Source organism: Streptomyces sp. NPDC050534, assembly GCF_044457745.1.
Lineage (GTDB): Bacteria > Actinomycetota > Actinomycetes > Streptomycetales > Streptomycetaceae > Streptomyces.
The window spans coordinates 285,255-311,338 of record NZ_JBITHF010000010.1; the positions used below are offsets into that span (position 1 = coordinate 285,255).

Consider the following 26,084-nt stretch of genomic DNA (forward strand, 5'->3'; position numbering starts at 1 on the left):
CGAACCTTCAACACATCACCTGTGGGAGCGCTCCCACAGTACCTGACACATACACATCCCGCACGTTCCCCGCCCGAGCCGCAGCGAGTACGAACGGGCCCAACCAGTGCAGTTGGCCGGGGGGTCGGCACGTCAGGCAACAGGAGGACCCAATGCGCACGAGTACCCGCCGGTCCCATCGGGTGGTGGCCTTCGCGGCCGTCGCCGCGCTGGCCACGGGGCTGCTGGCCGGCTGTGCCAGTGACGACAACTCGTCGGGCTCGGACAACGGTGGCGGAAACACCAAGGGCAAGACCACGTTGACCGTCGGCACCTTCGGAGTCTTCGGCTACAAGCAGGCCGGCCTCTACGACGAGTACATGAAGCTGCACCCGAACATCAGCATCAAGGAGAACGTCACCACCCGTACCGACGTGTACTGGCCGAAGGTGCTCACCCGGCTGCAGGCCGGTTCCGGCACCGACGACATCCAGGCGATCGAGGTCGGCAACATCACCGAGGCCGTGCAGACGCAGGCGAGCAAGTTCGTCGACCTCGGCAAGGAAGTCGACAAGTCCCAGTGGCTGGACTGGAAGAACGCCCAGGCCACCTCCAAGGACGGCAAGCTGATCGGGCTCGGCACGGACGTCGGCCCGATGGCCATCTGCTATCGCAAGGACCTGTTCAAGAAGGCCGGCCTGGAGACGGACCGCACCAAGCTCGCCGCGATGTGGAAGGGCGACTGGGCGAAGTACGTCGATGTCGGCAAGGACTACATGAAGAAGGCGCCCAAGGGCACCAAGTTCGTGGACTCCGCCTCCTCGGTCTACAACGCGGCTCTCGGTGGTGGCAGCGAGCGTTACTACGACAAGGACGGCAACGTCATCTGGGACAAGTCCCAGGGCGTGAGCAAGGCCTGGGACGTCTCGATGTCGGTGGCGACCAGCAACATGTCGGCCAAGCTCAAGCAGTTCGACAAGCCGTGGGACCAGGGCTTCGCCAACGCCACCTTCGCCACGGTGGCCTGCCCGGCCTGGATGATCGGCTACATCGAGCAGAAGTCCGGTGACTCCGGCAAGGGCAACTGGGACGTGGCGGCGGCCCCGACCGCGGCCAACTGGGGTGGCTCCTTCCTCGGCGTGCCGACGGCGGGCAAGCACCAGAAGGAGGCCATCGCCCTGGCGAAGTGGCTGACCGACCCCGCGCAGCAGGCGAAGGTCTTCGCCAAGCAGGCCAGCTTCCCGTCGACCCCGTCGGCCTACGCGGGTCTGAAGCCGGCCGCGGACACCACGGCCTACTTCTCCAACGCGCCGATCACGCAGATCTTCGCCGACTCGGCGAAGACCATCCCGGTCCAGTACTTCGGTATCAAGGACCAGCCGATCAACACGGCGATCACCGACGTCGGCATCCTCCAGGTCGAGCAGAAGGGCAAGACGCCCGACCAGGGCTGGAGCGCTGCGACCAAGGAAATCAAGGACGTGCTCGGCCAGTGACCAGCTCCAAGCAGGCTCTCGCGCATCCCGCGTCGAGCGCCGAGGCCGCGTCCGGCTCCCAGCCGGGCGCGGCCCGGGGCGCTCACGGTAGCGGTACACAGCCGCCGGACCACGGCTCCTGGCGCAGCCGGCTGTACCGCTGGGACATGAAGGCGTCGCCGTACGCGTTCATCTCCCCCTTCTTCATCATCTTCGGGGCGTTCTCCCTGATCCCGCTGCTGTACACGGCCTGGTACTCGCTGCACGACGTGCAGCTGTCCGACCTGAACCACCAGACCTGGGCGGGCCTGGACAACTACAAGAACCTGCTCAGCTCGGACTTCTTCTGGAACGCGCTGAAGAACACGTTCACCATCGGTGTGATCTCGACCGTCCCGCAGCTGATGGCGGCGATCGGCCTGGCGCATCTGCTCAACTACCGGCTGCGCGGCTCGACCGTGTGGCGGGTCGTGATGCTCACGCCGTACGCCACCTCGGTGGCGGCGGCCACCCTGGTCTTCACGCTGCTGTACTCGTGGGACGGCGGCATGATCAACTGGTTCCTGCACTTCGTGGGGATCGACCCGATCAACTGGCGTGAGTCCGACTGGGGTTCGCAGTTCGCCGTGTCCTCGATCGTGATCTGGCGGTGGACCGGCTACAACGCGCTGATCTATCTGGCGGCGATGCAGGCGATCCCGGCCGACCTGTACGAGTCGGCGGCGATCGACGGCGCCAACCGCTGGCAGCAGTTCCGGCACGTGACGATCCCGCAGCTGCGGCCGACGATCCTGTTCACCGTGGTGGTGTCCACCATCGGCGCGACCCAGCTCTTCGGTGAGCCGCTGCTGTTCGGCGGGGTCAGCGGTTCCAAGGGCGGCTCGGAGCACCAGTACCAGACGCTCGGCCTGTACATGTACGACCAGGGCTGGATCATCGGAAACCTCGGCAAGGCGTCCGCGATCGCCTGGTCGATGTTCCTGATCCTGCTGATCGTCGCCGTGATCAACATGCTGTTCACCCGACGCCTGAGGAAGTCGCAATGACCACCAGTGAACTGACCCTGCCTCAGGCGAGGCGGAAGAGGGGCCCGGGCCGCCGGGTGATGGGCGCGGGCAAGCAGCTGCACGCCGGACCGGTGACGTACATCGTCCTGACGGTCTTCGCGCTGATCTCGCTGGCACCGCTGGTGTGGACGGCGATCGCTGCCTCGCGCACCGACCGGCGGCTGGCTCAGACCCCGCCGCCGCTGTGGTTCGGCGGGAACCTGTTCAAGAACCTCCAGGCCGCCTGGGACCAGGCGGGCCTCGGCACCGCCATGGTCAACAGCGTGATCGTCGCGGGCACCATCACCCTCAGCACGGTGGTCTTCTCCACGCTCGCCGGCTTCGCCTTCGCCAAATTGCGGTTCAGGTTCTCCGGCGCCCTGCTGCTGCTGACGATCGGCACCATGATGATCCCGCCGCAGCTGGCCGTCGTACCGCTGTATCTGTGGATGAGCAACCTGGGCTGGTCGAACCAGCTCCAGACGGTCATCCTGCCGACCCTGGTGACGGCCTTCGGCACGTTCTTCATGCGGCAGTACCTGGTGCAGGCGCTGCCGACCGAGCTGATCGAGGCGGCCCGGGTGGACGGGGCGAGCAGTCTGCGGGTGGTGTGGCACGTGGTCTTCCCGGCGGCCCGTCCGGCGATGGCCGTGCTCGGCCTGCTGACCTTCGTGTTCGCCTGGAACGACTTCCTGTGGCCGATCATCGCCCTCACCCAGCAGAACCCGACCGTCCAGGTCGCCCTGAACTCGCTGGGTACCGGCTACGTCCCCGACCAGGCCGTGATCATGGCGGGCGCGCTGCTGGGCACGCTGCCGCTGCTGATCGCCTTCATCCTGTTCGGCAAGCAGATCGTGGGCGGCATCATGCAGGGCGCGATCAAGGGCTGAGCCCCGGCCGCCTCGTTCTCGCCGTACGTACGCGGGGCCGGGTCACCGCCTGGCCCCCTTCCTCCTCAACTCTTCGGTCTGAACGACCATTTATGGGAGCGCTTCCATGCTTGAGTCCGCACAACCTGCGAATTCGGTGACCTTTCCTCCCGCCTTCCTCTGGGGCGCCGCGACCTCCGCGTACCAGATCGAGGGTGCGGTGCGGGAGGACGGCCGTACGCCTTCGATCTGGGACACCTTCAGCCACACCCCGGGCAAGACGGTCGGCGGCGACCACGGTGACATCGCTGTCGACCACTACCACCGGTATCGCGAAGACGTCGCGCTGATGGCCGAGTTGGGGCTGGCCGGCTACCGCTTCTCGATCTCCTGGCCGCGCGTGCAGCCGACCGGCCGGGGCCCGGCCGTGCAGCGGGGCCTGGACTTCTACCGGCGCCTGGTGGACGAGCTGCTCGCGCACGGCATCAAGCCGGCGGTCACCCTCTACCACTGGGACCTGCCGCAGGAGCTGGAGGACGCGGGCGGCTGGCCGGAGCGGGACACGGCGTACCGGTTCGCCGAGTACGCGCAGATCGTCGGCGAGGCCCTCGGCGACCGGGTGGAGCAGTGGATCACGCTCAACGAGCCGTGGTGCAGCGCCTTCCTGGGCTACGGCTCCGGTGTGCACGCCCCGGGCCGCACGGACCCGGAGGCGTCGCTGCGGGCCGCCCACCACCTCAACCTGGCGCACGGACTCGGCGCCACGGCCCTGCGTTCGGTGATGCCCGCGCGCAACTCGGTCGCGATCAGCCTCAACTCCTCGGTCGTCAGGCCCCTTTCGCCGCAGAACCCGGGCGATCTGGCGGCGGTGCGGAAGATCGACGACCTGGCCAACGGCGTCTTCCACGGCCCGATCCTGCACGGCGCGTACCCCGAGTCGCTGTTCGCCGCGACCGAGGCGATCACCGACTGGTCGTACGTCCTCGACGGCGATCTGCAGGCGATCCATCAGCCGCTGGACGCGCTGGGCCTCAACTACTACACGCCGGCGCTGGTTTCCACGGCGGACGGCCCGGTGGCAGGACCGCGCACCGACGGCCACGGCGCGAGCGAGCACTCCCCCTGGCCGGGCGCGGACGACGTCCTCTTCCACCAGACGCCGGGCGAGCGCACGGAGATGGGCTGGACCATCGACCCGACCGGCCTGCACGAGCTGATCATGCGCTATACCCGCGAGGCCCCCGGCCTGCCGCTCTACATCACCGAGAACGGCGCCGCCTACGACGACAAGCCCGACCCCGACGGCCGCGTCCACGACCCGGAGCGCGTCGCCTATCTCCACGGCCACCTCGCGGCGGTCCGCCGCGCCATCACCGACGGCGCGGACGTCCGGGGCTACTACCTGTGGTCCCTGATGGACAACTTCGAGTGGGCGTACGGCTACGAGAAGCGGTTCGGCGCGGTCTACGTGGACTACGCGACGCTGGCCCGTACGCCGAAGTCGAGCGCCCTCTGGTACGGGCAGGCGGCCCGGACGGGGACGCTGCCCGAGGTGACGACCGACTAGGGCCTGTTGCGAAAGTCCCGTCGTCCGCCCGCCGGGCAGGCGGGACTTTCGCAACAGGCCCTAGGGGGAACACAGGCGGGGGCGGGGCGCGGCGCACGAGGGGAGCGTCGCGCCCCGAACGTCGTCGGGCCGCGGCACTTCACCTCGGGGGAGACGCAGAAGTGCGCCCCGGCCGGGTGGGGGGAGAGCCGGCCGGGACGCGTCAGCCCCCGCTGCGCGGAGGTCAGTTGAAGGCGCCGAAGGCCTTCGAGAAGGCGAACTTGTCCTGCACGATCGAGCTGCAGGTGGCGTCCGCGGTGGGCTTGGAGCCGCCGTCGCACTGCTTGTCACGGGTGGCCGACCACATGGAGAGCCAGCCGAGGCCCTTGGACTTGGCGAAGTTCACCAGCTGGGTGGCGTCGTCGACCTTGAAGATCTCCGACGAGACGTCGTTGACGCCGAGCATCGGGGTGACCGCGACCGTCTTCCAGGCGTCCGCGTCGGACAGTCCCAGCACGCTCTTGACCTGCGCCTCGGTGGCGGTGGCCGCCTGCTCCGCGTAGGTGCCCATGTCGCCGCTGTACGAGGCGCCGTAGTCCATCGCCATGATGTTGACCGCGGAGATCTTCACGCCGTTGGACTTGGCGTCGGACAGCAGGTTCACGCCGTCCTGGGTGAGGCCCTCGGGCATGACCGGGAGGGTGAAGGAGACGTCCAGGTCCGGGTGCTGTTGCTGGAGCTTGGCGATGGCCTTCGCGCGGTTGGTGTTCGCGGTGGAGTTGGGCAGCGCGCCACCCTCGATGTCGAAGTCGACCTTGGTGAGCTTGAACTGGTCCACGGCCTTGCCGTACGCCGCCGCCAGCGCGTCCGCCGAGGAGCACGTCGTCGCCAGTTCGGAACCGGACGCGCCGCCGAAGGAGACGCGGACGTCGCCGCCCTTGGCGCGCAGCGCGCCGATCTGCGAGGCGACGCCGTCGCTGCCGAGGTCGGTGACACCGCCCCACTTGGGCGTGCAGCCGCCGCCGTCGGTGATGAAGGCGAGGTTGTAGTTCTTCACACCGGTCGCCTCGGCGCTCGCGACCAGGTCGAAGGCCGGGTAGAGCGAGGTGTCGACGTACGGCGCGAAGCCGGCGCTCGCCTTGGTGCCGGTGCCGGTGCCCGTGCTCTGCGAGGGGGTGGGCGTGGCCGTGGGGGTGGGCGTCGAGGTGGGCGTGGCCGTTTTGGTCGGCGTGGGGGTGGCGGTCGGCGTCGCGGATTCGGTCGGGCGGCCGCTCGGCTCGGGCGTGGCGCCGTCGTCGGCGGAGCACTTGGCGCCGTCGATGAGACAACTCTTCGGGTCGGCGCTGCCGTTGACGACGAAGCCGACGGTGACGGACTTGCCGGGCGCGAGGCCGTCGGTGTCCCACTTGGCCGGAGTCACGGTGACGTGCTGTCCGCTCACGCTCGACTCGGCGTTCCACAGCGAGCTGAGCTTGGCGCCGGTGGGCAGGTCGAACTCCAGCTTCCAGTTCTTCTCGGTGCTGCCGGTGTTGTTGGTGACCACGTACTGCGCGGTGTAACCCGTCGACCAGTCGCTGGTCTTGGTGTATGCGGCGCCCACGCCGGCCGCCTGCGCGGTGCCCGTCAGCGCAAGGGCGCCGCCGCCCACGACGGCCGCGGCGACCAGACCGCCTATCGCCTTGCTTCTGCCGCTGACCTTGCGCCGATGCGTGCTCATCGCGTGCCTGCCTTCGCTGTTACGGGTGGGGGGTGCGGCAGCACGCTAGCGATCCGGAATCGGGCAAAGCGCCTGATCCGGACGGGGGTTGAGGATCTTAGGGTGCGCTTAAGGAAGGGATCGGAGACGGTTAAAGGTCGAGACCAATCCGGCTACGGCGGGTCACCTGGCGAACGCCTTCCGCCGTCGCCGCACCGACCGGTGCCCCCGTCCGCCGGGGGTGCGCACCCGCCCGTCCAGCTGGATCCAGATGCGCACCTCGGTCCCGCCCAGCACGGACGAACCGAGCCGTACGTCACCGCCGGTCGACTCCGCGAGCCGGCGCACGATGTCCAGCCCGAGGCCCGTCGAGCCGTCGCTGCCCGATCCGCGGCCACGCGCCATCGCCGCCTCGGGGTCGGGAATGCCCGGGCCCGCGTCCGAGACGAGCACGATCACCGCGTCCTCGCCGTTGTGCAGGTCGACCGCGAAGGCCGTGCCCTCGGCAGTGTGCCGGAAGACGTTGCCGAGCAGGGCGTCGAGCGCCGCGGCGAGGTCCGACCGGGCCACGGGTATGCGCACCGGCCGGTCGGCGCCGGCCACCCGCCACTTGCGGCCCTCGTCCTCCGCGAGCGCCGACCAGAACGCCATGCGCTCGCGGACCACCTCGGCCGCGTCGCACCCGGCGCCGGGCCCGGCCGCCGCGGTCTGCGGCTTGGCGTCCCGGGCGGTGCGGATGATGGTGTCGACCTCCCGTTCCAGCTGGGCGACGGCCGCCCGGGTCTGGTCGGCGGCGGGTCCCTCGCCCAGCGACGCGGCGTTCAGCCGCAGCACCGTCAGCGGGGTGCGCAAGCGGTGGGACAGGTCGGCCGCCAGCTCGCGCTCGTTCGCCAGGAGCTGGACGACCTGGTCGGCCATGGAGTTGAACGCGACGGCGGCCAGGCGCAGTTCGGTCGGCCCCTCCTCCGGCACCCTCGCCCCCAGCTTCCCCTCCCCCAGCTCGTGCGCGCCCTCGACCAGCCGCTGCGCGGGCTGCACCATCCGTATGCCGAGGCGGTCGGCGACCGCGACCGAGCCGACGATCAGCGCGACGCCGACCCCGGCGAGCACCGCCCATGCCGTCCCGACGCCGTTGCTGACCTCGGACTCGGGGACGTAGACCTCGACGACGGCGATCGCGCCGGTGCTCAGCGCGACCGGCTGGAGCAGCGTGGATCCGCCGGACACCTCGGTGGTGGAGGCGCGGCCCAGTCTGCGCACGGTCGCGATGTCCTTGGCGGCGGCGCGCTGCCGGCCGATGTCGACGGCCGGCTGTCCGGCGGCTGCGGGTATGTGCACGGCCATGCCGGAGTCCGAGCCCGCGGAGGCCACGACCCGCTCCAACTGGTCGCGCTCGGTGGTGATGGACAGCGCCGGGGCGACCGCGGCCGCCTGGCGCTCGGCGTTGGAGAACGCGCGGTCCCGGGCCATCTCCTTGATGACGAGCCCGAGCGGCACCGCGAAGGCGACCACCACCATGGCGGTGACCGCCAGACAGACCTTGACCAGTGCCCATCTCATCGTGGCGGCTCCCCACCGGGCGGCTCCAGCTTCACGCCGACCCCGCGCAGTGTGTGCAGATAGCGCGGCCGTGCCGCGGTCTCGCCCAACTTCCGCCGCAGCCAGGACAGATGGACGTCGATGGTCTGGTCGTCGCCGTACGACTGCTGCCAGACCTCGGCGAGCAGCTCCTTGCGCGGGACGACCACGCCGGGCCGTCCGGCCAGGAAGGCGAGCAGGTCGAACTCGCGGCGGGTGAGGTCGAGGCGGAGGCCGTCCAGCTCGGCCTGGCGGCGCATCGGGTCGACGGTGAGGCCGCCGACGCGCAGGACGGCGGACGGCGGGGTGTCCGCGGGGGCGGAGCGGGCCCGGCGCAGGACCGCGGCCATCCGCGCGGACAGGTGCTCGACCGAGAAGGGCTTGGTCAGATAGTCGTCGGCGCCCGCGTTCAGCAGGCGGACGATCTCCGTCTCGTCGTCCCGCGCGGTGGCGATGATCACCGGCACGTCGGTGATGCCGCGCAGCATCTTCAGCGCCTCGGACCCGTCCAGGTCGGGCAGTCCGAGGTCGAGGATGACGACGTCGAAGGAGAAATGGGCGACCTCGCGCAGCGCCTCCAGCGCCGTCCCGACACTGCGCACCGTGTGCGCGGCGTCGGTCAGGTGCCTGATCAGCGCCGAGCGCACGAACTGGTCGTCCTCGACCACGAGCACACTTGCCATGCGCCGCACCGTACGCCATGCGGCGGAACCGGGTCCGGGCCTGTGGACAACTCCGCTCTTGTGGACACGGGCGGGACACTGGTGGGACGCGTGAGGCAGTATGGCCCGCGATGCGCAGAGGACTCGTACACGTACTGGCTTGGTCGCTCGCCACGGGCGCGGCGGTCACGCTGTCGTGGTGGGGCGTCCACACGGTGATGGCGGGCACGGCGTACGACCCGCCGCGCGCCCTGCCGATCACGGCGGCCGACGCGACCACACAGGAGTCGAAGCCGCTGGCCTCCTCGACGGGACGCCCCTCCTCGTCGCCCTCGCCGTCGAACAAGGCGCAGGCCAAGCCCTCCGCGACCTCCACACCGTCGCTGCGGCCGGCACCGAGCCCGACCCCCACGCCCACCGCGTCCGGCCAGGTCAAGGCCTACGACACGGACGGCGGGCGGGCGGTGTTCTCGCTCGGCAAGGCGGACGCGACGCTCGTGTCGGCGACGCCGGGCGCGGGCTGGTCGATGCAGGTGTGGAAGACGGAGTCGTGGATCCGGGTGGAGTTCAGCTCGGGAGCGGACCGGGTGTCGGTCTTCTGCACCTGGCACGACGGGCCGCCGCATGTCGAGATCGGCACCTACTGACCGGCGCCCGCTGTGCGCCAGGGGGTGTCTGACGCTCCCTAGCGGAACACCGAGGGCGGTGGCGCCGGCGAGGCGGTCGCCGCGCTGTCCGTCACCGCGGTCGCCCCGCCGGTGAAGTCCAGGAGCGCGCGGCCGTGTTCGACCCGGCCCGGGTGCGGGTCGGAGGCGGCGCGCCGGGTCAGTTCGGCGATCGGCAGGGGCGCGTCGGAGGCGACGAGGACCGCGTTGCCGAAGCGTTTGCCGCGCAGCACGGCCGGGTCGGCGATCAGCGCGACCTCGGCGAAACGAGCGGCCGCGGTGGCGATCTGGCGGCGCAGATGGGCGAGCGGCGGCCCGTCGGCGAGGTTGGCGGCGTAGCAGCCCCCCGGCTTCAGCGCCCGGCGGACGTCGTCGAGGAACTCGGTCGAGGTGAGGTGGGCGGGTGTGCGGGCCCCGCTGAACACGTCGGCGATGACGAGGTCGGCCCAGCCGTCGAGCACCTTGGCGAGCCCTTCGCGGGCGTCCACGGCGCGCACCCGGATCCGGGCGTTCGTGTCCAGCGGCAGTTCCCGGCGGACGAGTTGGACCAGCGTCGCGTCCCGCTCGACGACCTGCTGGGTGGCGCGGGGGCGGGTGGCGGCGACATAGCGGGCGAGGGTGAAGGCGCCCCCGCCGAGGTGCACGGCGTGCACGGGCTTCCCGGCAGGCGCGACGAGATCGATGACGTGCCCGAGCCTGCGCTGGTACTCGAAGGAGAGGTAGGTCGGGTCGTCCAGGTCGACGTACGACTGCGGCGCCCCGTCGATCAGCAGGGTCCAGGCGCGTGCCCGGTCGCGGTCCGGCAGGAGTTCGGCGAGCCCGCCGTCGACGGTCTCGACGACGGCTTCCACGCCGCCGCGCGGGCGGTCGGGGTTCCTGGACCTTCCCATTGCGCCATTATCGGGGGCCCGTGACCGTCACGCCTGCGCGGGTGCGGTCAGCGGCAGCTGTCCGCGGCCTCGATGATGCGGGCCGCCTCGCCGAGCGCGGCGCGCAGCACCGCCGGGTCGGTCGCGAGGTCGGCCTCGCCGGGCGGCAGCAGCCAGTCCGATCCCTCCACCGGCGGTTCGGGATTCAGCCGCAGACCGCGTCCGTCGGTCTCCGTACAGGTGCTGCCCGGCAGGTCCCAGGCGGCGGCGGTGCCCGGCGGCACCACGAAGCCGAGGTGGTGGCCGCCGTCGTCGTGCAGTACGGGACCGACCGCGTCGCCGGCGCCGCGCCGCAGGATGTCGACCGCCTCCAGGCCCTGCCGCGAGGGCACCGTGACCAGGTCGCACGGGCTGCCGTCGCCGGGTGGCGCGCCGCACTCCGCCGACGGGACACGGCCCGCGGCCGTCGACGGCGGACGAGGAACGACGCTCTGGCTGGTCTCCATCCCGGCCTCCACCACGGAACCCCTCCTTGAACGAAGCGGTCGGGAGTCGGGCGGCTCCCGGCCCGCAGGGTTCAACGCGGCGCCGCGTCAACGGCTACGGCGCAAGTCAGCCACAAAGGATGGCACTTCATGGCAGATCCGGTATGAGATATCCGGTTTGTAGCCAAACCCTGCGTGGCGGGTCCGGCACAGCCGGTACGTTCATGCCCGCCGGGAGCGGGGAAGCCACACGGACAACTCACCCCGAATCCGGCATGGTTCGACGGTTCGCACGAGAGGACCCGGCCATGGCGTCGTCAAAGGTGACCTCGTCTCAGCCCACGCCCGCACGGCCACCGCGGCCGAACCTCGTCTTCCGGGAACTGCGCGGTCAGCGCTCCCCGGCCGAGTTCGCCGCGGCGGTTCGACGGGCCGCGCGCGAGATCGGCGAGCGGGTCTGCTGCGACGCGCGCTACGTGGGCCGGGTCGAGGCGGGCGAGATCCGCTGCCCCAACTACGCATACGAACGGGTGTTCCTGCACATGTTCCCCGGCCGAGCCCTCACCGACCTGGGCTTCGCGCCGCGCGCGTCCGTCCGCGGACGCCGGGCGCAGGTTCCCGGTGAGACGCACGGGAGCCACGAGCCGTATGAGACGCAGAACACGCACGACCCGCTCGGGCATCACGAGATCCATGCGCTTCACGAAACCTACGAGGAGAGCGACGTGCTACGTCGCGCATTCATGACCGGCGGTGGCGCCACGGTGGCCGCCGCCTCGATGGGCCAGATGGGGCCCGCATTCGACGCGGCGGCAGCGGGACGACCCGTCCGCCGCCCCGGAACGAGCGATGTGTACGCGGTCGAAGAGGCCGTACGCAGAATCAGGCTGCTCGACGACCGGCACGGCGCGGACGGGCTCTACCGGCGTGCGTCGACGCCCTTGCGCGCCGCCTACGCGCTGCTGGACGCCGGCGCGACCCGGCAGACGACCGCCGACCGGCTGCACTCGGGCGCCGGTGAACTCGCCATCTCCGTCGGCTGGCTGGCGCACGACTCGGGCCGCTTCGACGACGCCCGCTCGCACTACGCGGAGGCGCTGGCGACCGCCCGGATGACCGGCGACGACGGCCTGGAGGCGCACGCCTTCTGCAACAGCGCGTTCCTCGCACGCGACGCCGGGCGTCCGCGCGAGGCGGTGCGGGCCGCGCAGGCCGCGCAACGCGTCGGTCGCTCGCTCGGCTCGGCGCGCCTGATGTCGCTGCTCGCCCTGCGCGAGGCTGGCGGCTGGGCGGGCCTCGCCGACCGCACCGGCTGCGAACAGGCCCTCGTCCGCGCGCAGATCCTCTACGAGCGAGGCCCGTCGGACGCGGACCCCGAGTGGATGAGTTTCTACGGGGAGGCCGAACTGGAGGGCCTGGAGGCGCAGTGCTGGTCGACGCTCGGCGACTGGACGCGCGCCGCCCGCCACGCGCGCCGTGCGGCACACCTCCAGGACCCGCACTTCACCCGCAACATCGCCCTGTACACGGCCGAACTCGCCGACGACCTCGCGCGCGGCGGCCGCCCGGACGAGGCCGCGGCTGCCGGAATGCGGGTGCTTGACCTGCTCGACCAGGTCCAGTCGTCGCGGATCCAGACGATGCTGGCGGGGACGGCACGGGTGCTGCTGCCGCACCGGCGGGCGTCGGGGGTCTCGGGCTTCCTGGAGCGGCACGCGTCGCTGCCGCGCACCGCGTGACCCGCACCCGGCGAGGCGGCTAGCCCGCGAGGTGCCCGAGGTCGTTCCAGCTCTCGACGGCCGCCTCCCCGTAGGCCCATCCCAGCACCGAGAGCGACGTCGGATTCAGCCGGATCCGTGCCGCGAAGTCGATCGGCAGGCCCAGCCATCGCGCCCCGATCGACCGCAGAATGTGCCCGTGGGCGAAGACCAGCACGTCCCGGTCGGCGGACCGCGCCCAGGCCACCACCTCGTCGGCCCGGGCGGTCACCTCGGCGAGCGACTCGCCCTCGGGGACGCCGTCCCGCCAGATCAGCCAGCCCGGCCGTGCGGCCTGGATGTCGTCCGGCGTCAGGCCCTCGTACGCGCCGTAGTCCCACTCCATGAGCGAGTCCCAGACGGCCGCCCGCTCGCCGAACCCGGCCAGCTCGCACGTCTCACGCGCGCGCAGCAGCGGACTGGTGCGCACCTCGACGTCCGGAAGTCCGTCGAAGGGCGCCCGGTGCAGCCGCTCGCCGAGCAACTTGGCGCCGCGCCGGCCCTCCTCCAGCAGCGGCACGTCGGTCCTCCCGGTGTGCTTTCCGGACAGCGACCACTCGGTCTGTCCGTGCCGGGCCAGCAGGATGCGCGGTGCCATGCGGAGAGGGACCTTCCGTAACAAACAACAGGCGGAACCTCTCCATCATCGCGCACCCTGGACCATGGTCTGCCTGGGGCAACCCGACGGGCGATCTCTGCGTCTTTGAGGGCCGGGGGCGCCCGACGGGGGCGCGCACGTACGCCGTAAGGTGGCACGACCCGACCGGCCGGCGGGCGCCGCGCGAGAATGAAGGGGGAGGCGATCGGATGCCGAGGACCGAGACGACACCGGGCATCGAGGCAGCAGCCCCACGGACCCGCCTGCGCTGGTGGACCGAACTGCCGCTGATCCTCCTGGTCTACGGGTGTTACTCGGCGGGCCGGCTCCTCGCCCGCGGCGACACCGCCGGCGCCGTCCACCACGGCGTGGCGATCCTGCGCGTCGAGAAGTTCCTGCACCTCAACGCCGAGCACCCGCTCAACCGGCTCTTCACGCGCGAGACGTGGCTCGGTGTCCCGGCCGACTTCTGGTACGCGTCGCTGCACTACCTGGTCACGCCGGCCATCCTGATCTGGCTGTTCCAGGCGCGCGCCGTGCACTACCGCGCCGCCCGCACCTGGCTGATGACGTCCACCTTCATCGGCCTGATCGGCTTCACGCTGCTGCCGACGTGCCCGCCGCGCCTGCTCTCGGCCGGCCACGGGTTCGTGGACACGATGGCCCAGTACAGCTCGTACGGCTGGTGGGGCGGTGCGGCCAGCGCCCCGAAGGGCCTCGGGGGCATGACGAACCAGTACGCGGCCATGCCGAGCCTGCACGTGGGCTGGGCGCTGTGGTGCGGCGTCATACTGTGGCGCCACGGCAGGACGCCCGCGACGAAGGTCGCCGCCGTCGCCTACCCGCTGCTGACCACGATCGTGGTCATGGGTACCGCGAACCACTACTTCCTCGACGCGGTCGCGGGCGCGGCCGTGATGGGTCTCGGCCTGTTCCTGACGCCGCACGTGATGCGGGGTGCCGACCGGCTGTGGGCCCAGTTCCCGTCCGCCGCAGGGCACTCCGGCGGCACAGGCTCCTCAATTGTCAGTGGCGGATGCCAGACTTCCGCGGGTGAGCGATTTCCACGGCAGCGCGAGTCCCGGGACGGATCCGGAGCCGAGCCGAGTGCCTCTCCCAAGGACGCGGGGGAAGGCGCTCCGGCAGCGGCTCGCTGAGCTGCGCGGTCCCGAGGTACCGGCCAAGGCGCTGGACGCCCGCGCCCTCGCGGCACTCGCCGCCAACCCGGGCTGTGAGCGGCGCGCGATCCTGGACGGCGCCGGGGTGGACAAGGCGGCGGTGGCGAGCAGGCTGGGCTCCCCGTCGGTCTTCGGGCAGTCGCAGTTCGCGTTCACGCGGGGCAACGCGTTCGAGGCGAAGGTCAAGGCGGACGGCGGCGCGGAGCTGCTGCGCCTGGTGCACGAGAAGCTGGACCCGCGCGCGCGGCCGCCCGCCGGGGCACAGGTGCCCGACCTCGCGGCGACCGGCCCCGAAGGACGCGCGGCCCGTACGGAACTGGCGCTGCGCGTGGCCACCGCGGCCCCGGGCGCCTGGACCCTGCTGGACCACCCGATGCTCGCGCTCGAGGTGGCCGGCTCCCCCGCGTTCCTGGAGCCGGACGCCGTCGTGGTGCACCCCGACGGCAGCTGGACGGTCGTCGAGATCAAGTCCTTCCCGATGCTGGACGGTTCGGCGGACCCGTCGAAGGTGGGCGCGGCCGCCCGCCAGGCGGCGGTCTACGTGCTGGCCCTCGAGGAGGTCGCCGAGCGTATCGACCCGGCTCCCGTCGTGCGGCACCGGATCCTGCTCGTCTGCCCCAAGGACTTCTCCAACCTGCCCACCGCCTCGGCGGTCGACGTGCGCAAGCAGCGCGCCGTCACAGGTCGGCAGCTGACCCGTCTGACCCGTATGGAAGACATCGCCGACACGCTCCCCGAGGGCACGTGCTTCTCCCCCGAACTGCCCGCGGCACAGCTGACGGCCGCCGTCGAGTCGGTCCCGGCGACGTACGCGCCGGAGTGCCTGTCCGCCTGCGAGCTGGCCTTCCACTGCCGCGGCCGGGCACGCGCGGAAGGGGCCGTGACCTCGCTGGGCCGCCCGGTCCGCGCCGAACTGGGCGGTCTGACGACGGTCGAGGAGGTCCTGTCGGCGGCGAGCGGCGCGAGCGGCGACCCGCAGGACCCGGCGGTGGCGGCGCTGCGCAGGGCGGCTCGGCTGCGCGAGGAGGCCCTGTCGGCCGCCCGGCACACGATGGCCGTCCCCGGTGAGGAGGCCGCCCCGTGTCACTGATCGCCACCCTCGCCCGCCTCGAAGCCGTCAGCACCGGACGGGCCCGGCCCGCCGCCACCGTCCGGCATCGGCACCTGTCCGGGCGGCCCCTGGTCTTCGTGCCGCTCACCACCGCGGGCGAGGCCGGCGCCCCGCTCGGCGCGCTCGTGGGCACCGACCGGGAGGCCCCGCGGCTGCTGGCCGTACCGCAGCCGCGCGACCGCGACCTCAGGTTCGCGTTCCTGGCCGAGCTCGCCGACGTCGTCCTGCCGCACTTGGAGGGGTACGCCGGCGAGGTGGAGGCCGCGGAGCGCACCGACACCGACCCGGAGACCGGCAAGCGGGTCAAGGTCGAGGTCGAACTGTGCGCGGACGCTCCTCAGTTGATCGTGCCGAGCCGCGCGGGCGTCGATTTCGTACGGCTCCTCGGCCGCTCCATGCGCTTTCGGCGCACGGCGGAGCAGGACCCGGAGACCCCCTATCCGGCGCCCCCGCGCGTGCCGCTGCTCGGCCGCTGGCTGACGCACTTCGGGGAGCGCGCCCGAGTGCCCGGCTCCGCACTGCTGCTGGCGGCCACGGACGTCCTGGCCCGGCACTGGGCGACGGGGCAGTCCAGCCTGGAGGACCAGCACCTCGGCGCGCTGCTCGCCTGGATCGACCCGCCCGAGGGCGCGTCCGGCGCGGAGGCGGCTCTCGCGGCCGAGCTCGCCCGGGACGCGAGGGGTCAACTGGTCTGCCCGCCCGCCGGACCGGCCACCGACCCGGCCTTCGACAACAAACTGCTCGCCCCCGCCATCGAGCGCTACGACCGCGCGCGTACCGCCCTCGCCGCCGCCGAGGACGGTCTGCAGGCGGACGACCGGCTGGGTGAACTGACCGCCGCCGAGCGGGACATCCGCGAGCTGGTGCTCCAGTGCACCCTGCCCACCTGGGAGAAGGTCTGGCGCGGCCTGGACCTGCTGCGGGCTCTGCCCGAGGGCGCACATGTCGAGGAGCGGTGGACGCGCGACCGCTGGTCGTTCACCTCCCACCGCGACCGGGTCGTCGCGGGCGAGCCCCCGCAGCCGCGCCGGGACGACGCGGTCACCGCGGCGAACAAGCTGGCCTCACGCGAGCGCGAGCAGGCCCGGCTGGAAGCCCAGGAGGCGCTCGACGACCCGCTGGTGATGGCGGGGCGGCGGCTGTCCGGGGAGGCGTTCGCCGGCGAGGTCACGGACGTGGTGATGGCGTACAGCGAGGGCAAGCAGCCCCGCCCGCGCCCGCTGGTCACCGTGCGTACGGAGGACCGCCCGCACCTGGGCGAGCGGGCCAAGGTGTACCGCTCGCTGGGCGGCAAGCCGCAGGCGGCGGAGTTCATCGGACAGGAGGCGGACGACCTGTTCGTGCTGCGGATCGTCGACAAGATGGGCCGCGGCAAGGTGCCCGAGGCGGGCTCGGTGCCGGAGAAGGGCGACCTGCTCTGCTTCACGACGTTCGAGCACGAGCAGCGCGGCGGCCCGAAGCTGCCCGACCCGGAGCAGACGCCGTGGACCCACGGCGGGCCGCCGGGCGAAGCCGTCCACGAGAGCGCCGATCCCGTGACCGCGGAGGACGTCCTGTGACCACCGTTCTCGACCCGGGGGCCGCGGCCACCGAGGCCACCGACGCGATCCTCCGCGACACCCTGCACGGCACCCACCGCGGCGTGGTCGTCGACTCCCCACCCGGCGCCGGCAAGTCCACACTGGTCGTCCGCGCGGCGCTCGAACTGACCGACGCGGGCCGCCCGTTGATGATCGTCGCCCAGACGAACGCGCAGGTGGACGACCTGGTGCTGCGGCTCGCGGAGAAGAGCCCCGGGCTGCCGGTCGGCCGGCTGCACAGCAGCGACGCCGACGCGTACGACAAGGCGCTCGACGACCTGCCGCAGGTCCGCACGTCGGCGAAGGCGGCGGAGCTGACCGGCCTCCCGGTCGTCGTCTCCACGGCCGCGAAGTGGGCGCATGTGAAGGTCGACGAGCCGTGGCGGCACGCGATCGTCGACGAGGCGTACCAGATGCGCTCGGACGCGCTGCTCGCCGTGGCCGGGCTGTTCGAGCGGGCGCTGTTCGTGGGCGACCCAGGCCAGCTGGACCCGTTCTCGATCGTGGGCGGCGAGCAGTGGGCGGGCCTGTCGTACGACCCCTCGGCCTCCGCCGTCACCACTCTGCTGGCCCACAACCCCGACCTTCCGCAGCACCGCCTGCCGGTGTCCTGGCGCCTGCCCGCCTCCGCGGCTCCCCTGGTCTCCGACGCCTTCTACCCGTACACGCCCTTCCGCAGCGGCACGGACCACGGCGACCGCTCCCTGTCGTTCGCCGTCCCGTCCGACGGCTCGGGCCCGGACCGGGTGATCGACGAGGCGGCCGTGTCCGGCTGGGGCCTGCTGGAGCTGCCCGCGCGGCACACCCCGCGGACGGACCCGGAGGCGGTGGGCGCGGTGGCGGCGATCGTACGGCGGCTGCTGGACCGCGGCGGCGCGGCGACGTCGGAGCGCAACCCCGGGGAGCCCGTGCCGTTGACCCCGGACCGCGTCGCGGTCGGCACCGCCCACCGGGACCAGGCGGCGGCGGTCCGCGCGGCGCTCGCGGGGCTGGGCGTCACGGAGGTCACGGTCGACACCGCGAACCGCCTCCAGGGCCGCGAGTACGACGTCACGGTCGTCCTCCACCCGCTCTCCGGCCGCCCGGACGCCACCGCCTTCCACCTGGAGACGGGCCGCCTGTGCGTGCTCGCCTCCCGCCACCGGCACGCGTGCATCGTGGTCTGCCGGGCGGGCGTGAGCGACCTGCTGGACGACTACCCGTCGACGGAGCCGGTCCAGCTGGGCACGCTCGTGAAGTTCCCGGACGGCTGGGAGGCTAACCACGCGGTGCTCGCGCGGCTGCGGGAACATCGCGTCGGCTGGCGGCCTTGAGAGGGGGGCGCGCCGAGGGGGCGCACCGAGGGGGGCGCCCTGCGACCGAGGCCCACTTGCGCGATCGCGGGACAATGGACGGTGGCCCTCTTACCGGACGGGCCGTGCACGACGTACGAGGAGGACAAGACATGGCGGAGCCCACGCCGCGTCGGAACGAACCGCGGCTACGCCCCGCGCCCCTGCTCTTCGAGCCCGCGGAAGCGGCCTCCGACCCGGAGCACTTCTTCGACCTGGAGTCGATCGACGATCCGCAGGCGCTGCTGACCCGCGCGACGGAGCTGACGCAGGCGTTCCGCGCGGCCGCCGACCGCGCGGTGGAGTTCCAGGCCATCGCGGCCGCCCAGCTGGCGGACCCCCGGCGGTTCGACCGGCTGACCGCGGCGGACATCGCGGAGCGCGCCGAGTGGACCGAGGACTACGCGAAGAAGATGGTGGAGTACGGCCGCGGCCTGATGAGCGGCGCCGAGGGGACCACGTCCGCCGACCCGGTGTGAACACGGACCGTTTCGCTGTGGCATATGCCAGGCGGGCAAGATACCCCTTCCCGCTCCCACCTGTCCCGGATTCCGGCAACTCCCCGGAGCGGTACGTTCACACCCGGTAGATGTAGTTGCCATGAGCAGCACACGGAACGAACCCTTCGCCGACCGCTTCGACGTCTGCGGCGTCACCGCGGACGGAGCCGCCTGGCTCGCCTCGGCGGGAACGTATCCGCGCTCCACGCTCGCCCTCTGGAAGGAGCGCCCCGAGGCCCCGGTCGTCCTTCCCTGCGGTTCCGTCTTCGACGTCGTCAGCGTCCCCGCGGTCTTCGGCCGCCGCATGGTCGACCGGCTGTGGCACGAGGGCCCGGGCTCGGGCCCGGTGGCGGCCTTCCGGGGCCGGATGCTCCTGTTCGCCGCGCCCGGCACCGCCCAGCGGCTGCCCTCACTGCTGCACTGGGAGGAGTTCGGCCGTACGGCCGCGATCCCGCCGCTGCTGTGCCACGGCAACGGCGACGCGGTGACCGTCCCGGCCCTGCTCTCGCCCACCCCGCCGGCCTCCTGCGACTCCCGCTGGCTCGCCGCCCCGGACACCCGTCACCCCTGGCTGCCGGGCGCGGAGATCCTGCTCTGGGCCGCCGTGCGGGCGGCCCGTGCCGCCGTGCGCATATCGATTTTTCCCCCGACCGATCAGGATGCTAAGGTCTACGACGTCAGCAGGCGCCGCTAGCTCAGTTGGTTAGAGCAGCTGACTCTTAATCAGCGGGTCCGGGGTTCGAGTCCCTGGCGGCGCACCGACAGAAAAGCCCTCCACAGCTGTGGAGGGTTTTTTCATTCCTGCGGGCCGGCCGTGATCTTCACGTTCCAGGCGCCCGACGGCGTGCGGCCCTCGACCGCCACCCGGATGTTCTCGTGCGGCACCTCGAAGGTCTCGCCCAGTCCGACCGGGGCGTCCGCCAGGGGCGGGTAGACGGAGTTCTCCCAGCAGGCCTCGGTGTGGGGGTGGGCGTCGACGACCTGGATGGGGCCGCCGCCGGACTGGGCGGTGCCCTGCACGCGATAGACGAGGATGCCCGACCTGCAGGCCGCCGCGTCGGCGCCGACCTGGCCGCGCGCCTCGAAGGCGAGCACGCTGTCGGGGCCGGTCCGCACCACCGCGAGCTTCACACCCTCGCCGAGCCCGAAGGCCGGCGGCCCCGCCGCGCCCGTCACCGCGACACCCGGCCCCGAACCCAGCGGCTCCAGCGTCACGCGCGTGACGCCCGACTCCCGTACGCACACCACCTGGCGCGGATCCAGCCACCCCAGCTTCCACTTGTGCCAGCCGAACAGGTCGGGCGCCAGCCCGAACTGACTGCCCATCAGGTCCCAGTCGCCGACGTAGGTGTCCCAGTCGCCCTTGCCGTCGTCGGGCCGGTGGTACAGGTCCGGCAGGTCGAAGACGTGCCCGGTCTCGTGGGCCAGCACCAGCCGGTCGGGCGGGTGCTTCTCGAAGACCGTGACGACACGGCGCAGGTTCGTGCCGTCGGCCCGGAGCGGGGTGTCCAGATTGACGACCTTCGTCGCGTCCGAGTCCACGCCGGGCGCGTCCGGGTCGGCGACGAAGTAGACGACGTCGTAGCGCGAGAAGTCGACCTGGGGGTCGGCGACCGAGAGCGCGTCACGCAGATACGCGGCACGGCTCCCGGAGCTCCAGTCGCGCTTTATCGCGTACGCCGTCGACGGCCGCGGCATCCGGATCCAGTGCTTCACCGGATGCGGGCGCAGGGTGAACTTGCCGTAGGAGGCCTGCTCGAAGAAGCGGCTGGTGGCCGGGAAGTGGTCGGCGGCCAGCTGGGCGGGCGTGGTCCGTGGGGCCGCGTCCGGGAACGACAGGAAGACCATCACGGCGTCGAGCGCCCGGCTCGGCCGCGGGTAGGCGGCGTTCCAGGTGTCGAGGCCTTCCGAGTGATGGACCGAGGTGCGCTGGAGCGCGCAGGGCACCGCCGAGAACGGCTCGGCGACCGAGGGTCCGGTCACCAGCGAGGTCGCGGCGATCGCGGACAGAGTGCTGAACACGGCGGCGGTGCTGCGCAGTCGGGGACCCCTGTACGTCCTGAGGGGAAACTGACGCGACACAGGGACCTCCGGGTGCGGTTCGCGGTACTCCGCACCCAGCCTGTGTTGATTTGTAGTACTACGCCCTGTTTGTCTGCCCCAGACGAGTGAGGCGCCCACAGAACCGTCAGGACCGACACCCCCGAAACGCTCACGGAACGTCACAAGCGATCGGGGGACCTATGAAGCCGTCCACCTGCGGGCAGAAACGATCTGTCTGAAGTGCCGGTCCATCCGGGACACTGGACAGTAGCTGCATGGCCTCCGGGTCTGCCTCTATGATCGGCACACTTTCCTGCACGGACAGAGATCGAGTGCACTGCGGGAGCGAGCGGTGAGCGGAACGTCCGAAGGGCCGGCGCCCGCGGCTGACCTCGACCGGGTCGCCGTCACAGAGAGTGACGCCTATGCGTCGCCTCGTACCGAGCAGCTGACGACTCGTAAGGAGCCGTCGGCGTACCACTCGGTCTTCACGGCTGCACCGCTCGCCATGGCGGTGGTCGACCGTGAGGGCCTGGTGGTCAGCGCGAACAGCGGCTTCGGCGAGCTGATCGACAGTCCCCCGGATTCCCTGGTCGGCCGGTTCGCCGCCGACCTGGTGGATCTGGCGTCCGACGCGCGCACCTGGCACTCGTACCGCGAGGTGCTGCGCGGGCGCGAGGCGCGGCTGCACTGCACCCGCCGGCTGAAGCACGCCGACGGGCGCACGGTCTGGGTCGAGGTCACCGTCTCACCGCTGGCCGCCCCGGACGAGGGCGTGCTGATGTCCGTCACCGACATCAGCGCACACCGCGAACTCCAGGGCAGATTGCGGCACTTGCAGATGCACGACCCGGTGACGCGGCTGCCCAACCGCACGCTCTTCTTCGAGCGGCTGACGACCGCGCTGGAAGCGGAGTCCTACGCGGAGACCGGCACCGGGCGGATCGGTCTGTGCTATCTCGACCTGGACGGCTTCAAGGCCATCAACGACACGCTCGGCCATCGCGTCGGCGACCGGCTGCTGGCCGCCGTCGCGGAGCGCCTGACGCGCTGCGCCGACGAGGCGGGGTACGCCAGAGCGAGCGCCCCACTGGTGGCGAGGCTGGGGGGCGACGAGTTCGCGCTGCTGGTGGAGGACTCGACCGGCACGGACCAACTCGCCGATCTGGCCGAGTCGGTGCTGGAGGCGATCCAGGCGCCCTTCGACCTCTCGGGCCGGCGGCTGTCGGTGTCGGCGTCGATCGGGGTCGTGGAGCGCCGTGCGGCGGGCACCACGCCGACCGCCCTGATGCAGGCGGCCGACACCACGCTGTACTGGGCGAAGGCGGACGGGAAGTCACGCTGGACGCTCTTCGACCCGGAGCGCAACGCCCATCGCATGACCCGGCAGGCGCTCGCCTCCACGCTCCGGCCCGCCATCGAGCGCGGTGAATTCGTGCTGGAGTACCAGCCGTTGGTGGGGATGGAGGACGGCAGGCTGCACGGAGTCGAGGCACTGGTCCGCTGGAACCATCCGCAGTTCGGCCTGCTGACGCCGAATCGGTTCATCGGACTGGCGGAGGAGGACGGCTCGATCGTGCCGCTGGGCCGCTGGGTGCTCGCCACGGCCTGCCGGCAGGCGCGGCGCTGGCAGTTGGACCACCCCGACGAGCAACCGCTGTTCGTGAGCGTCAATGTGGCGGTCCGTCAGGTCTGGGACTCGGACCTGGTGGCGGACGTGGCGGAGATCCTCGCCGAGACGGGTCTCGCGCCGCACCTGCTCCAGCTGGAGCTCACGGAGTCGGCCGTCATGGGCTCGGCGGGCCGCCCGCTGCAGGTCCTGCAGGCCCTCAGCGACATGGGCGTCGGCATCGCCATCGACGACTTCGGCACGGGCTACTCGAACCTGGCGTACCTCAGCCGGCTGCCGGTCTCGGTCCTGAAGCTGGACGGCTCCTTCGTGCGCGGCTTCCAGTACGAGAGCGACAAGGAGGGGACCGTCCCGCCGAACCCGGCCGACGAGGTCGTGGTCGAGGCGATGATCCAGCTCGCCCACCGCCTCGGCCTCACGGTCACCGCCGAATGCGTCGAGACCTCGGCCCAGGCCACCCGCCTGCGCCGCATCGGCTGCGACACCGGGCAGGGCTGGCTCTACTCCCGCCCGGTCCCGCCGGATCGTATCTCCGACCTCCGCGTCCCGCTCCACGGCGCGAGCGAAACCGTGGCCGGCAACTCGTAGGCGAGCGCGCCTGTTCGGCTCAGGCGGCCGGCAACCCATAAGCGTCCGCGATGAGTTCGTACGAGCGCAGGCGCACATCCCCGCTGTGGGCGTTGGACGTGATCATCAACTCGTCCGCACCCGTGCGCTTCTGGAGGTCGTCGAGGCCGGCGCGGACCTCGTCGGGGGTGCCGTGGACGACATTGGCGTTCCAGGAGGTGATGAAGTCCCGCTCCATGGGGCTGAATTCGTAGGACTCGGCCTCCTCGGGGGTGGGGACGAGGCCGGGACGGCCGGTGCGCAGGCGGACCATGTTCAGGGCGGCGGCGAGGACCTGGCGGCGGGCCTCCGACTCCTCGTCCGTGGCCAGGGCCGATACGCCGATGAGGGCGTAGGGGGCGTCCAGTACCTCGCTCGGGCGGAAGGACTCGCGGTACAGGTCCAGCGCCGGGACGGTGTTCTGCGCCGAGAAGTGGTGCGCGAAGGCGAAGGGCAGGCCCAGGACGCCCGCCAGGCGCGCGCTGAAGCCCGAGGAGCCGAGCAGCCAGACCGGCGGGCGATGCGGGGACTGGACGCCGCCGGGGGACGTCGCCTGGACCGGGCCCGGCACGGCGTGGATGCGGCGGTAGGGGTGGCCGTCCGGGAAGTCGTCGTCCAGGAAGCGGGTGAGTTCCGCGAGCTGCTGGGGGAAGTCGTCGGCGCCCTCATTGAGGTGGTCCGTGCGCCGCAGGGCGGCCGCCGTGGCGCCGTCGGTGCCGGGCGCGCGGCCGAGGCCGAGGTCGATCCGCCCGGGGGCCATCGCCTCCAGCGTGCCGAACTGCTCGGCTATGACGAGCGGCGCGTGGTTGGGGAGCATCACGCCGCCCGAGCCGAGGCGGATGCGGTCCGTGTGGGCCGCGAGGTGGGCCAGGATCACGGCGGGCGAGGAGGAGGCCACGCCGGGCATCGAGTGGTGCTCGGCGACCCAGTACCGGTGGAATCCGCGGGACTCGGCGAGACGGGACAGGGCGACGCTGGTGCGCAGCGCGTCCGTGGCGGTGTGGCCCGCTCCGACGGTCACCAGGTCCAGTACGGAGAGGGGTACGGGCGCGGTGCCCTGTACGCCGCCCCGGATCTCGTCGTCTGCCGTCACGGTGGGTGCCTCCTGTTGTCGGCCGTGCGCTGTCCTGCGCGGCTAACAGGAGGCACTCTCCGCTTTATTCCCCGAGCCGGGAGCGCGGCGTGCCGGGACCCGTCAGACCTGCACCACCGGCTCGCGCGTGAACAGCGCGCCCAGCGTGGGCGCGTTCACCCGCCGGTCCGCGAGGCGCAGCGCCTCCCAGACCGTGACCTGGTTGGCCGTGAGGACCGGCTTGCCCAGTTCCTTCTCCAGGGCCGGGATGTGGGCCGCCGTGTGCAGGGCCGTGTCCGGCAGCAGCAGCGCCTCGGCGTCGGGCCTGTCCGCCTCCCGCGCCAGCGCGAACACCTCCGCCTCGCCCCACGTGCCGACCTCGGCCGCCGTGATGATCCCGGCGTCGCTCACCGAGGTCACCTCCACGCCGCCGGCCCGCAGGAAGTCCGCGAACAGCCCGGCCACATCCGCGGGATAGGTCGCGCCGACCGCCACCCGCCGCGCGTCCAGTTCCTGCGCCGCGTGCACGAAGGCGAAGGACGTCGAGGACGCCGGCATCCCGGCCGAACGGGCCAGTGAGCGCACCTGCTCGTGGGCGCCCTCCCAGCCGTAGACGAAGCTCCCGCTGGTGCACGCCCACACCACCGACTCGGCACCCGCCATGCGCAGTCGCTCGACGCCGGCCGCGAGGCGGTCGGCCGAGCCCATCTCCAGCAGGGCGTCCACCCGGTGCGCGTCCGTACCGATGTCGGTGTGGACGACGTCGAGACGGATGTCGCTGCCCAGCAACTGCTCGATGCGAGGGTATTCGTCCTCGGCGGAGTGCCCCGGGTAGAGGAATCCGAGTGCGGTCATGACCTGCCTTCCTGCTGCTGTTCACCGTCCGGGAGTTCCGGCAGCACAGGACCGGAGCGCGCCGCCGGATCGATCAGCGCCTGATACGGCCCCACCGCTCGGGTACCCAATCGGGCGAGCGCCGCCCACATCGTCACCTGGTTGGCCGAGATCACCGGTATGCGCAGCTCCGCCTCCAGCTGGGGTATGACGTCGTAGGTCGGCAGGTTGGTGCAGCTGATGAAGAGCACGTCCGCGCGGCGCCGCGCGGCCTTGTGCGCCATGGCGACCACCTCGCGGTACGGCACCTTCCAGATGTGCCGGGTCAGCCCCATGTACGCGCGCCCGGTGACCTTCACCCCCGCCTCGGCGACGTACTTCTCCAGCGCGCGCGTCACCGACACGGTGTACGGCGTCACCAGCGCCACCCGCCGCGCATCGAGCGCCACCAGCGCCTCCAGGAGCGCGCCGGAGGTGGTGACCGAGGGGACCGCGCCCGCGCGCGTCATGGCCGCGCACATCGCCAGCTCCCCGGCGATCCCGCCGACGAAACTGCCCGACGTGCAGGCGTACGCGACGACCTCCGGCGCGACCGCGTTCAGCGTGAGCACCGCGTCGTCCAGCGTCTGATGCTCGCTGACCAGGCGGGCCAGGTCGAGACTGACCTCAACCGGGACGTACGGGGTCCGCGTCAGATGCAGCGAGACATCGTCCGGCATCCATCGCCACAGTTCGCGATCGAGCGCGAAGTCGAAGGGGGCGACCACTCCGACACCGCGTTGCGGCTGAGGTCCACCCAGGAAGGAAACGTCCACAGCGGGCACCGCCCTCACGGTAAGAAAGGGGAGAGCAACGGACCGTACGCAACGCCCGTGTTGACGAAGGTAGGTTCGGGTGCGAGCGTGGTCAATCCGCTCATGTCACCCGCAGATCACGCTGGTGCTAACAGCGGCGTCCCGCCCCACGTCAGACCC

Annotated in this window: 23 protein-coding genes and 1 tRNA gene; 14 read left to right on the top strand and 10 right to left on the bottom strand. The window is 71.8% G+C overall.

What is annotated here, in order from left to right:
- The first annotated feature begins 152 nt into the window (after positions 1-152).
- The 4 genes from ACIBN2_RS31350 (at position 153) to ACIBN2_RS31365 (ending at position 4,936) form a co-directional block, all read left to right on the top strand.
- Positions 153-1,475 (top strand): ABC transporter substrate-binding protein, encoded by a 1,323-nt coding sequence (locus ACIBN2_RS31350; protein WP_399139384.1) that lies wholly within the window; start codon positions 153-155, stop codon positions 1,473-1,475.
- A complete protein-coding gene (locus ACIBN2_RS31355) occupies positions 1,472-2,500 on the top strand; it encodes a carbohydrate ABC transporter permease (protein ID WP_399139386.1) in 1,029 nt (342 codons plus the stop codon). Before ACIBN2_RS31350 ends, ACIBN2_RS31355 begins: the two co-directional genes overlap by 4 nt.
- Positions 2,497-3,390: a carbohydrate ABC transporter permease gene (locus ACIBN2_RS31360; RefSeq protein ID WP_399139388.1), complete on the top strand. Its 894-nt coding sequence runs from the start codon at positions 2,497-2,499 to the stop codon at positions 3,388-3,390. Before ACIBN2_RS31355 ends, ACIBN2_RS31360 begins: the two co-directional genes overlap by 4 nt.
- 106 nt (positions 3,391-3,496) lie before the next feature.
- Complete coding sequence (locus tag ACIBN2_RS31365) at positions 3,497-4,936, top strand: GH1 family beta-glucosidase (RefSeq protein WP_399139390.1); 1,440 nt, start codon at positions 3,497-3,499, stop codon at positions 4,934-4,936.
- Positions 4,937-5,159: 223 nt separating this feature from the next.
- On the opposite strand, the gene ACIBN2_RS31370 is transcribed toward ACIBN2_RS31365, so the two are convergent.
- The 3 genes from ACIBN2_RS31370 to ACIBN2_RS31380 all read right to left on the bottom strand — a co-directional run bounded on the left by ACIBN2_RS31370 (position 5,160) and on the right by ACIBN2_RS31380 (position 8,872).
- A complete protein-coding gene (locus ACIBN2_RS31370; protein ID WP_399139391.1) occupies positions 5,160-6,632 on the bottom strand; it encodes a cellulose binding domain-containing protein in 1,473 nt (490 codons plus the stop codon).
- A 162-nt stretch (positions 6,633-6,794) separates the two neighbouring features.
- Entirely contained in the window at positions 6,795-8,171 is a 1,377-nt protein-coding gene (locus ACIBN2_RS31375) for a sensor histidine kinase (RefSeq protein WP_399139393.1), read from the bottom strand.
- Positions 8,168-8,872 (bottom strand): response regulator transcription factor, encoded by a 705-nt coding sequence (locus ACIBN2_RS31380; RefSeq protein ID WP_399139395.1) that lies wholly within the window; start codon positions 8,870-8,872, stop codon positions 8,168-8,170. Before ACIBN2_RS31380 ends, ACIBN2_RS31375 begins: the two co-directional genes overlap by 4 nt.
- A gap of 110 nt (positions 8,873-8,982) precedes the next feature.
- Between ACIBN2_RS31380 and ACIBN2_RS31385 the strand changes: the two genes are divergently transcribed.
- Positions 8,983-9,498 carry a hypothetical protein gene (locus ACIBN2_RS31385; protein WP_399139397.1) on the top strand — a complete coding sequence of 172 codons (516 nt, stop codon included), beginning with the start codon at positions 8,983-8,985 and terminating at the stop codon, positions 9,496-9,498.
- Between the two features lie 38 nt (positions 9,499-9,536).
- Here the strand turns inward: ACIBN2_RS31385 and ACIBN2_RS31390 are convergent, their stop codons facing one another.
- Both ACIBN2_RS31390 and ACIBN2_RS31395 read right to left on the bottom strand, forming a co-directional pair.
- Complete coding sequence (locus ACIBN2_RS31390; protein WP_399139399.1) at positions 9,537-10,406, bottom strand: spermidine synthase; 870 nt, start codon at positions 10,404-10,406, stop codon at positions 9,537-9,539.
- Positions 10,407-10,453: 47 nt separating this feature from the next.
- Positions 10,454-10,891, bottom strand: coding sequence for a hypothetical protein (locus ACIBN2_RS31395; RefSeq protein ID WP_399139598.1), 438 nt, complete (start codon positions 10,889-10,891; stop codon positions 10,454-10,456).
- Between the two features lie 287 nt (positions 10,892-11,178).
- Between ACIBN2_RS31395 and ACIBN2_RS31400 the strand changes: the two genes are divergently transcribed.
- Entirely contained in the window at positions 11,179-12,609 is a 1,431-nt protein-coding gene (locus tag ACIBN2_RS31400) for a hypothetical protein (RefSeq protein WP_399139401.1), read from the top strand.
- Between the two features lie 19 nt (positions 12,610-12,628).
- On the opposite strand, the gene ACIBN2_RS31405 is transcribed toward ACIBN2_RS31400, so the two are convergent.
- Positions 12,629-13,225: a histidine phosphatase family protein gene (locus ACIBN2_RS31405; RefSeq protein WP_399139402.1), complete on the bottom strand. Its 597-nt coding sequence runs from the start codon at positions 13,223-13,225 to the stop codon at positions 12,629-12,631.
- 209 nt (positions 13,226-13,434) lie between these two features.
- Here ACIBN2_RS31405 and ACIBN2_RS31410 point away from each other — a divergent pair, with 209 nt between their 5' ends.
- The 7 genes from ACIBN2_RS31410 (at position 13,435) to ACIBN2_RS31440 (ending at position 19,683) form a co-directional block, all read left to right on the top strand.
- Positions 13,435-14,382, top strand: a complete 948-nt coding sequence (locus ACIBN2_RS31410) for a phosphatase PAP2 family protein (protein ID WP_399139404.1) — start codon at positions 13,435-13,437, stop codon at positions 14,380-14,382.
- Positions 14,333-15,493, top strand: coding sequence for a hypothetical protein (locus ACIBN2_RS31415; RefSeq protein WP_399139405.1), 1,161 nt, complete (start codon positions 14,333-14,335; stop codon positions 15,491-15,493). Before ACIBN2_RS31410 ends, ACIBN2_RS31415 begins: the two co-directional genes overlap by 50 nt.
- Positions 15,484-17,073 carry a hypothetical protein gene (locus tag ACIBN2_RS31420; protein ID WP_399139406.1) on the top strand — a complete coding sequence of 530 codons (1,590 nt, stop codon included), beginning with the start codon at positions 15,484-15,486 and terminating at the stop codon, positions 17,071-17,073. Before ACIBN2_RS31415 ends, ACIBN2_RS31420 begins: the two co-directional genes overlap by 10 nt.
- Positions 17,070-18,407 (top strand): AAA family ATPase, encoded by a 1,338-nt coding sequence (locus ACIBN2_RS31425; RefSeq protein ID WP_399139408.1) that lies wholly within the window; start codon positions 17,070-17,072, stop codon positions 18,405-18,407. Before ACIBN2_RS31420 ends, ACIBN2_RS31425 begins: the two co-directional genes overlap by 4 nt.
- A 131-nt stretch (positions 18,408-18,538) precedes the next feature.
- Positions 18,539-18,904, top strand: coding sequence for a hypothetical protein (locus ACIBN2_RS31430; protein ID WP_399139409.1), 366 nt, complete (start codon positions 18,539-18,541; stop codon positions 18,902-18,904).
- Positions 18,905-19,025: 121 nt separating this feature from the next.
- Positions 19,026-19,619: a bifunctional DNA primase/polymerase gene (locus tag ACIBN2_RS31435; RefSeq protein WP_399139410.1), complete on the top strand. Its 594-nt coding sequence runs from the start codon at positions 19,026-19,028 to the stop codon at positions 19,617-19,619.
- Positions 19,610-19,683, top strand: a tRNA-Lys gene (locus ACIBN2_RS31440). The genes ACIBN2_RS31435 and ACIBN2_RS31440 overlap by 10 nt, the downstream gene beginning before the upstream one ends.
- A 37-nt stretch (positions 19,684-19,720) precedes the next feature.
- On the opposite strand, the gene ACIBN2_RS31445 is transcribed toward ACIBN2_RS31440, so the two are convergent.
- Complete coding sequence (locus tag ACIBN2_RS31445) at positions 19,721-21,007, bottom strand: M6 family metalloprotease domain-containing protein (protein WP_399139411.1); 1,287 nt, start codon at positions 21,005-21,007, stop codon at positions 19,721-19,723.
- 313 nt (positions 21,008-21,320) lie between these two features.
- Here ACIBN2_RS31445 and ACIBN2_RS31450 point away from each other — a divergent pair, with 313 nt between their 5' ends.
- Entirely contained in the window at positions 21,321-23,186 is a 1,866-nt protein-coding gene (locus ACIBN2_RS31450; RefSeq protein WP_399139413.1) for a putative bifunctional diguanylate cyclase/phosphodiesterase, read from the top strand.
- A 19-nt stretch (positions 23,187-23,205) separates the two neighbouring features.
- Here the strand turns inward: ACIBN2_RS31450 and ACIBN2_RS31455 are convergent, their stop codons facing one another.
- From ACIBN2_RS31455 to ACIBN2_RS31465, 3 genes are all read right to left on the bottom strand, one after another.
- Complete coding sequence (locus tag ACIBN2_RS31455; RefSeq protein WP_399139414.1) at positions 23,206-24,297, bottom strand: LLM class flavin-dependent oxidoreductase; 1,092 nt, start codon at positions 24,295-24,297, stop codon at positions 23,206-23,208.
- A gap of 102 nt (positions 24,298-24,399) precedes the next feature.
- Positions 24,400-25,131 (bottom strand): aspartate/glutamate racemase family protein, encoded by a 732-nt coding sequence (locus ACIBN2_RS31460; RefSeq protein WP_399139416.1) that lies wholly within the window; start codon positions 25,129-25,131, stop codon positions 24,400-24,402.
- Positions 25,128-25,925 (bottom strand): aspartate/glutamate racemase family protein, encoded by a 798-nt coding sequence (locus ACIBN2_RS31465; protein WP_399139600.1) that lies wholly within the window; start codon positions 25,923-25,925, stop codon positions 25,128-25,130. The genes ACIBN2_RS31460 and ACIBN2_RS31465 overlap by 4 nt, the downstream gene beginning before the upstream one ends.
- Positions 25,926-26,084: the final 159 nt, after the last annotated feature.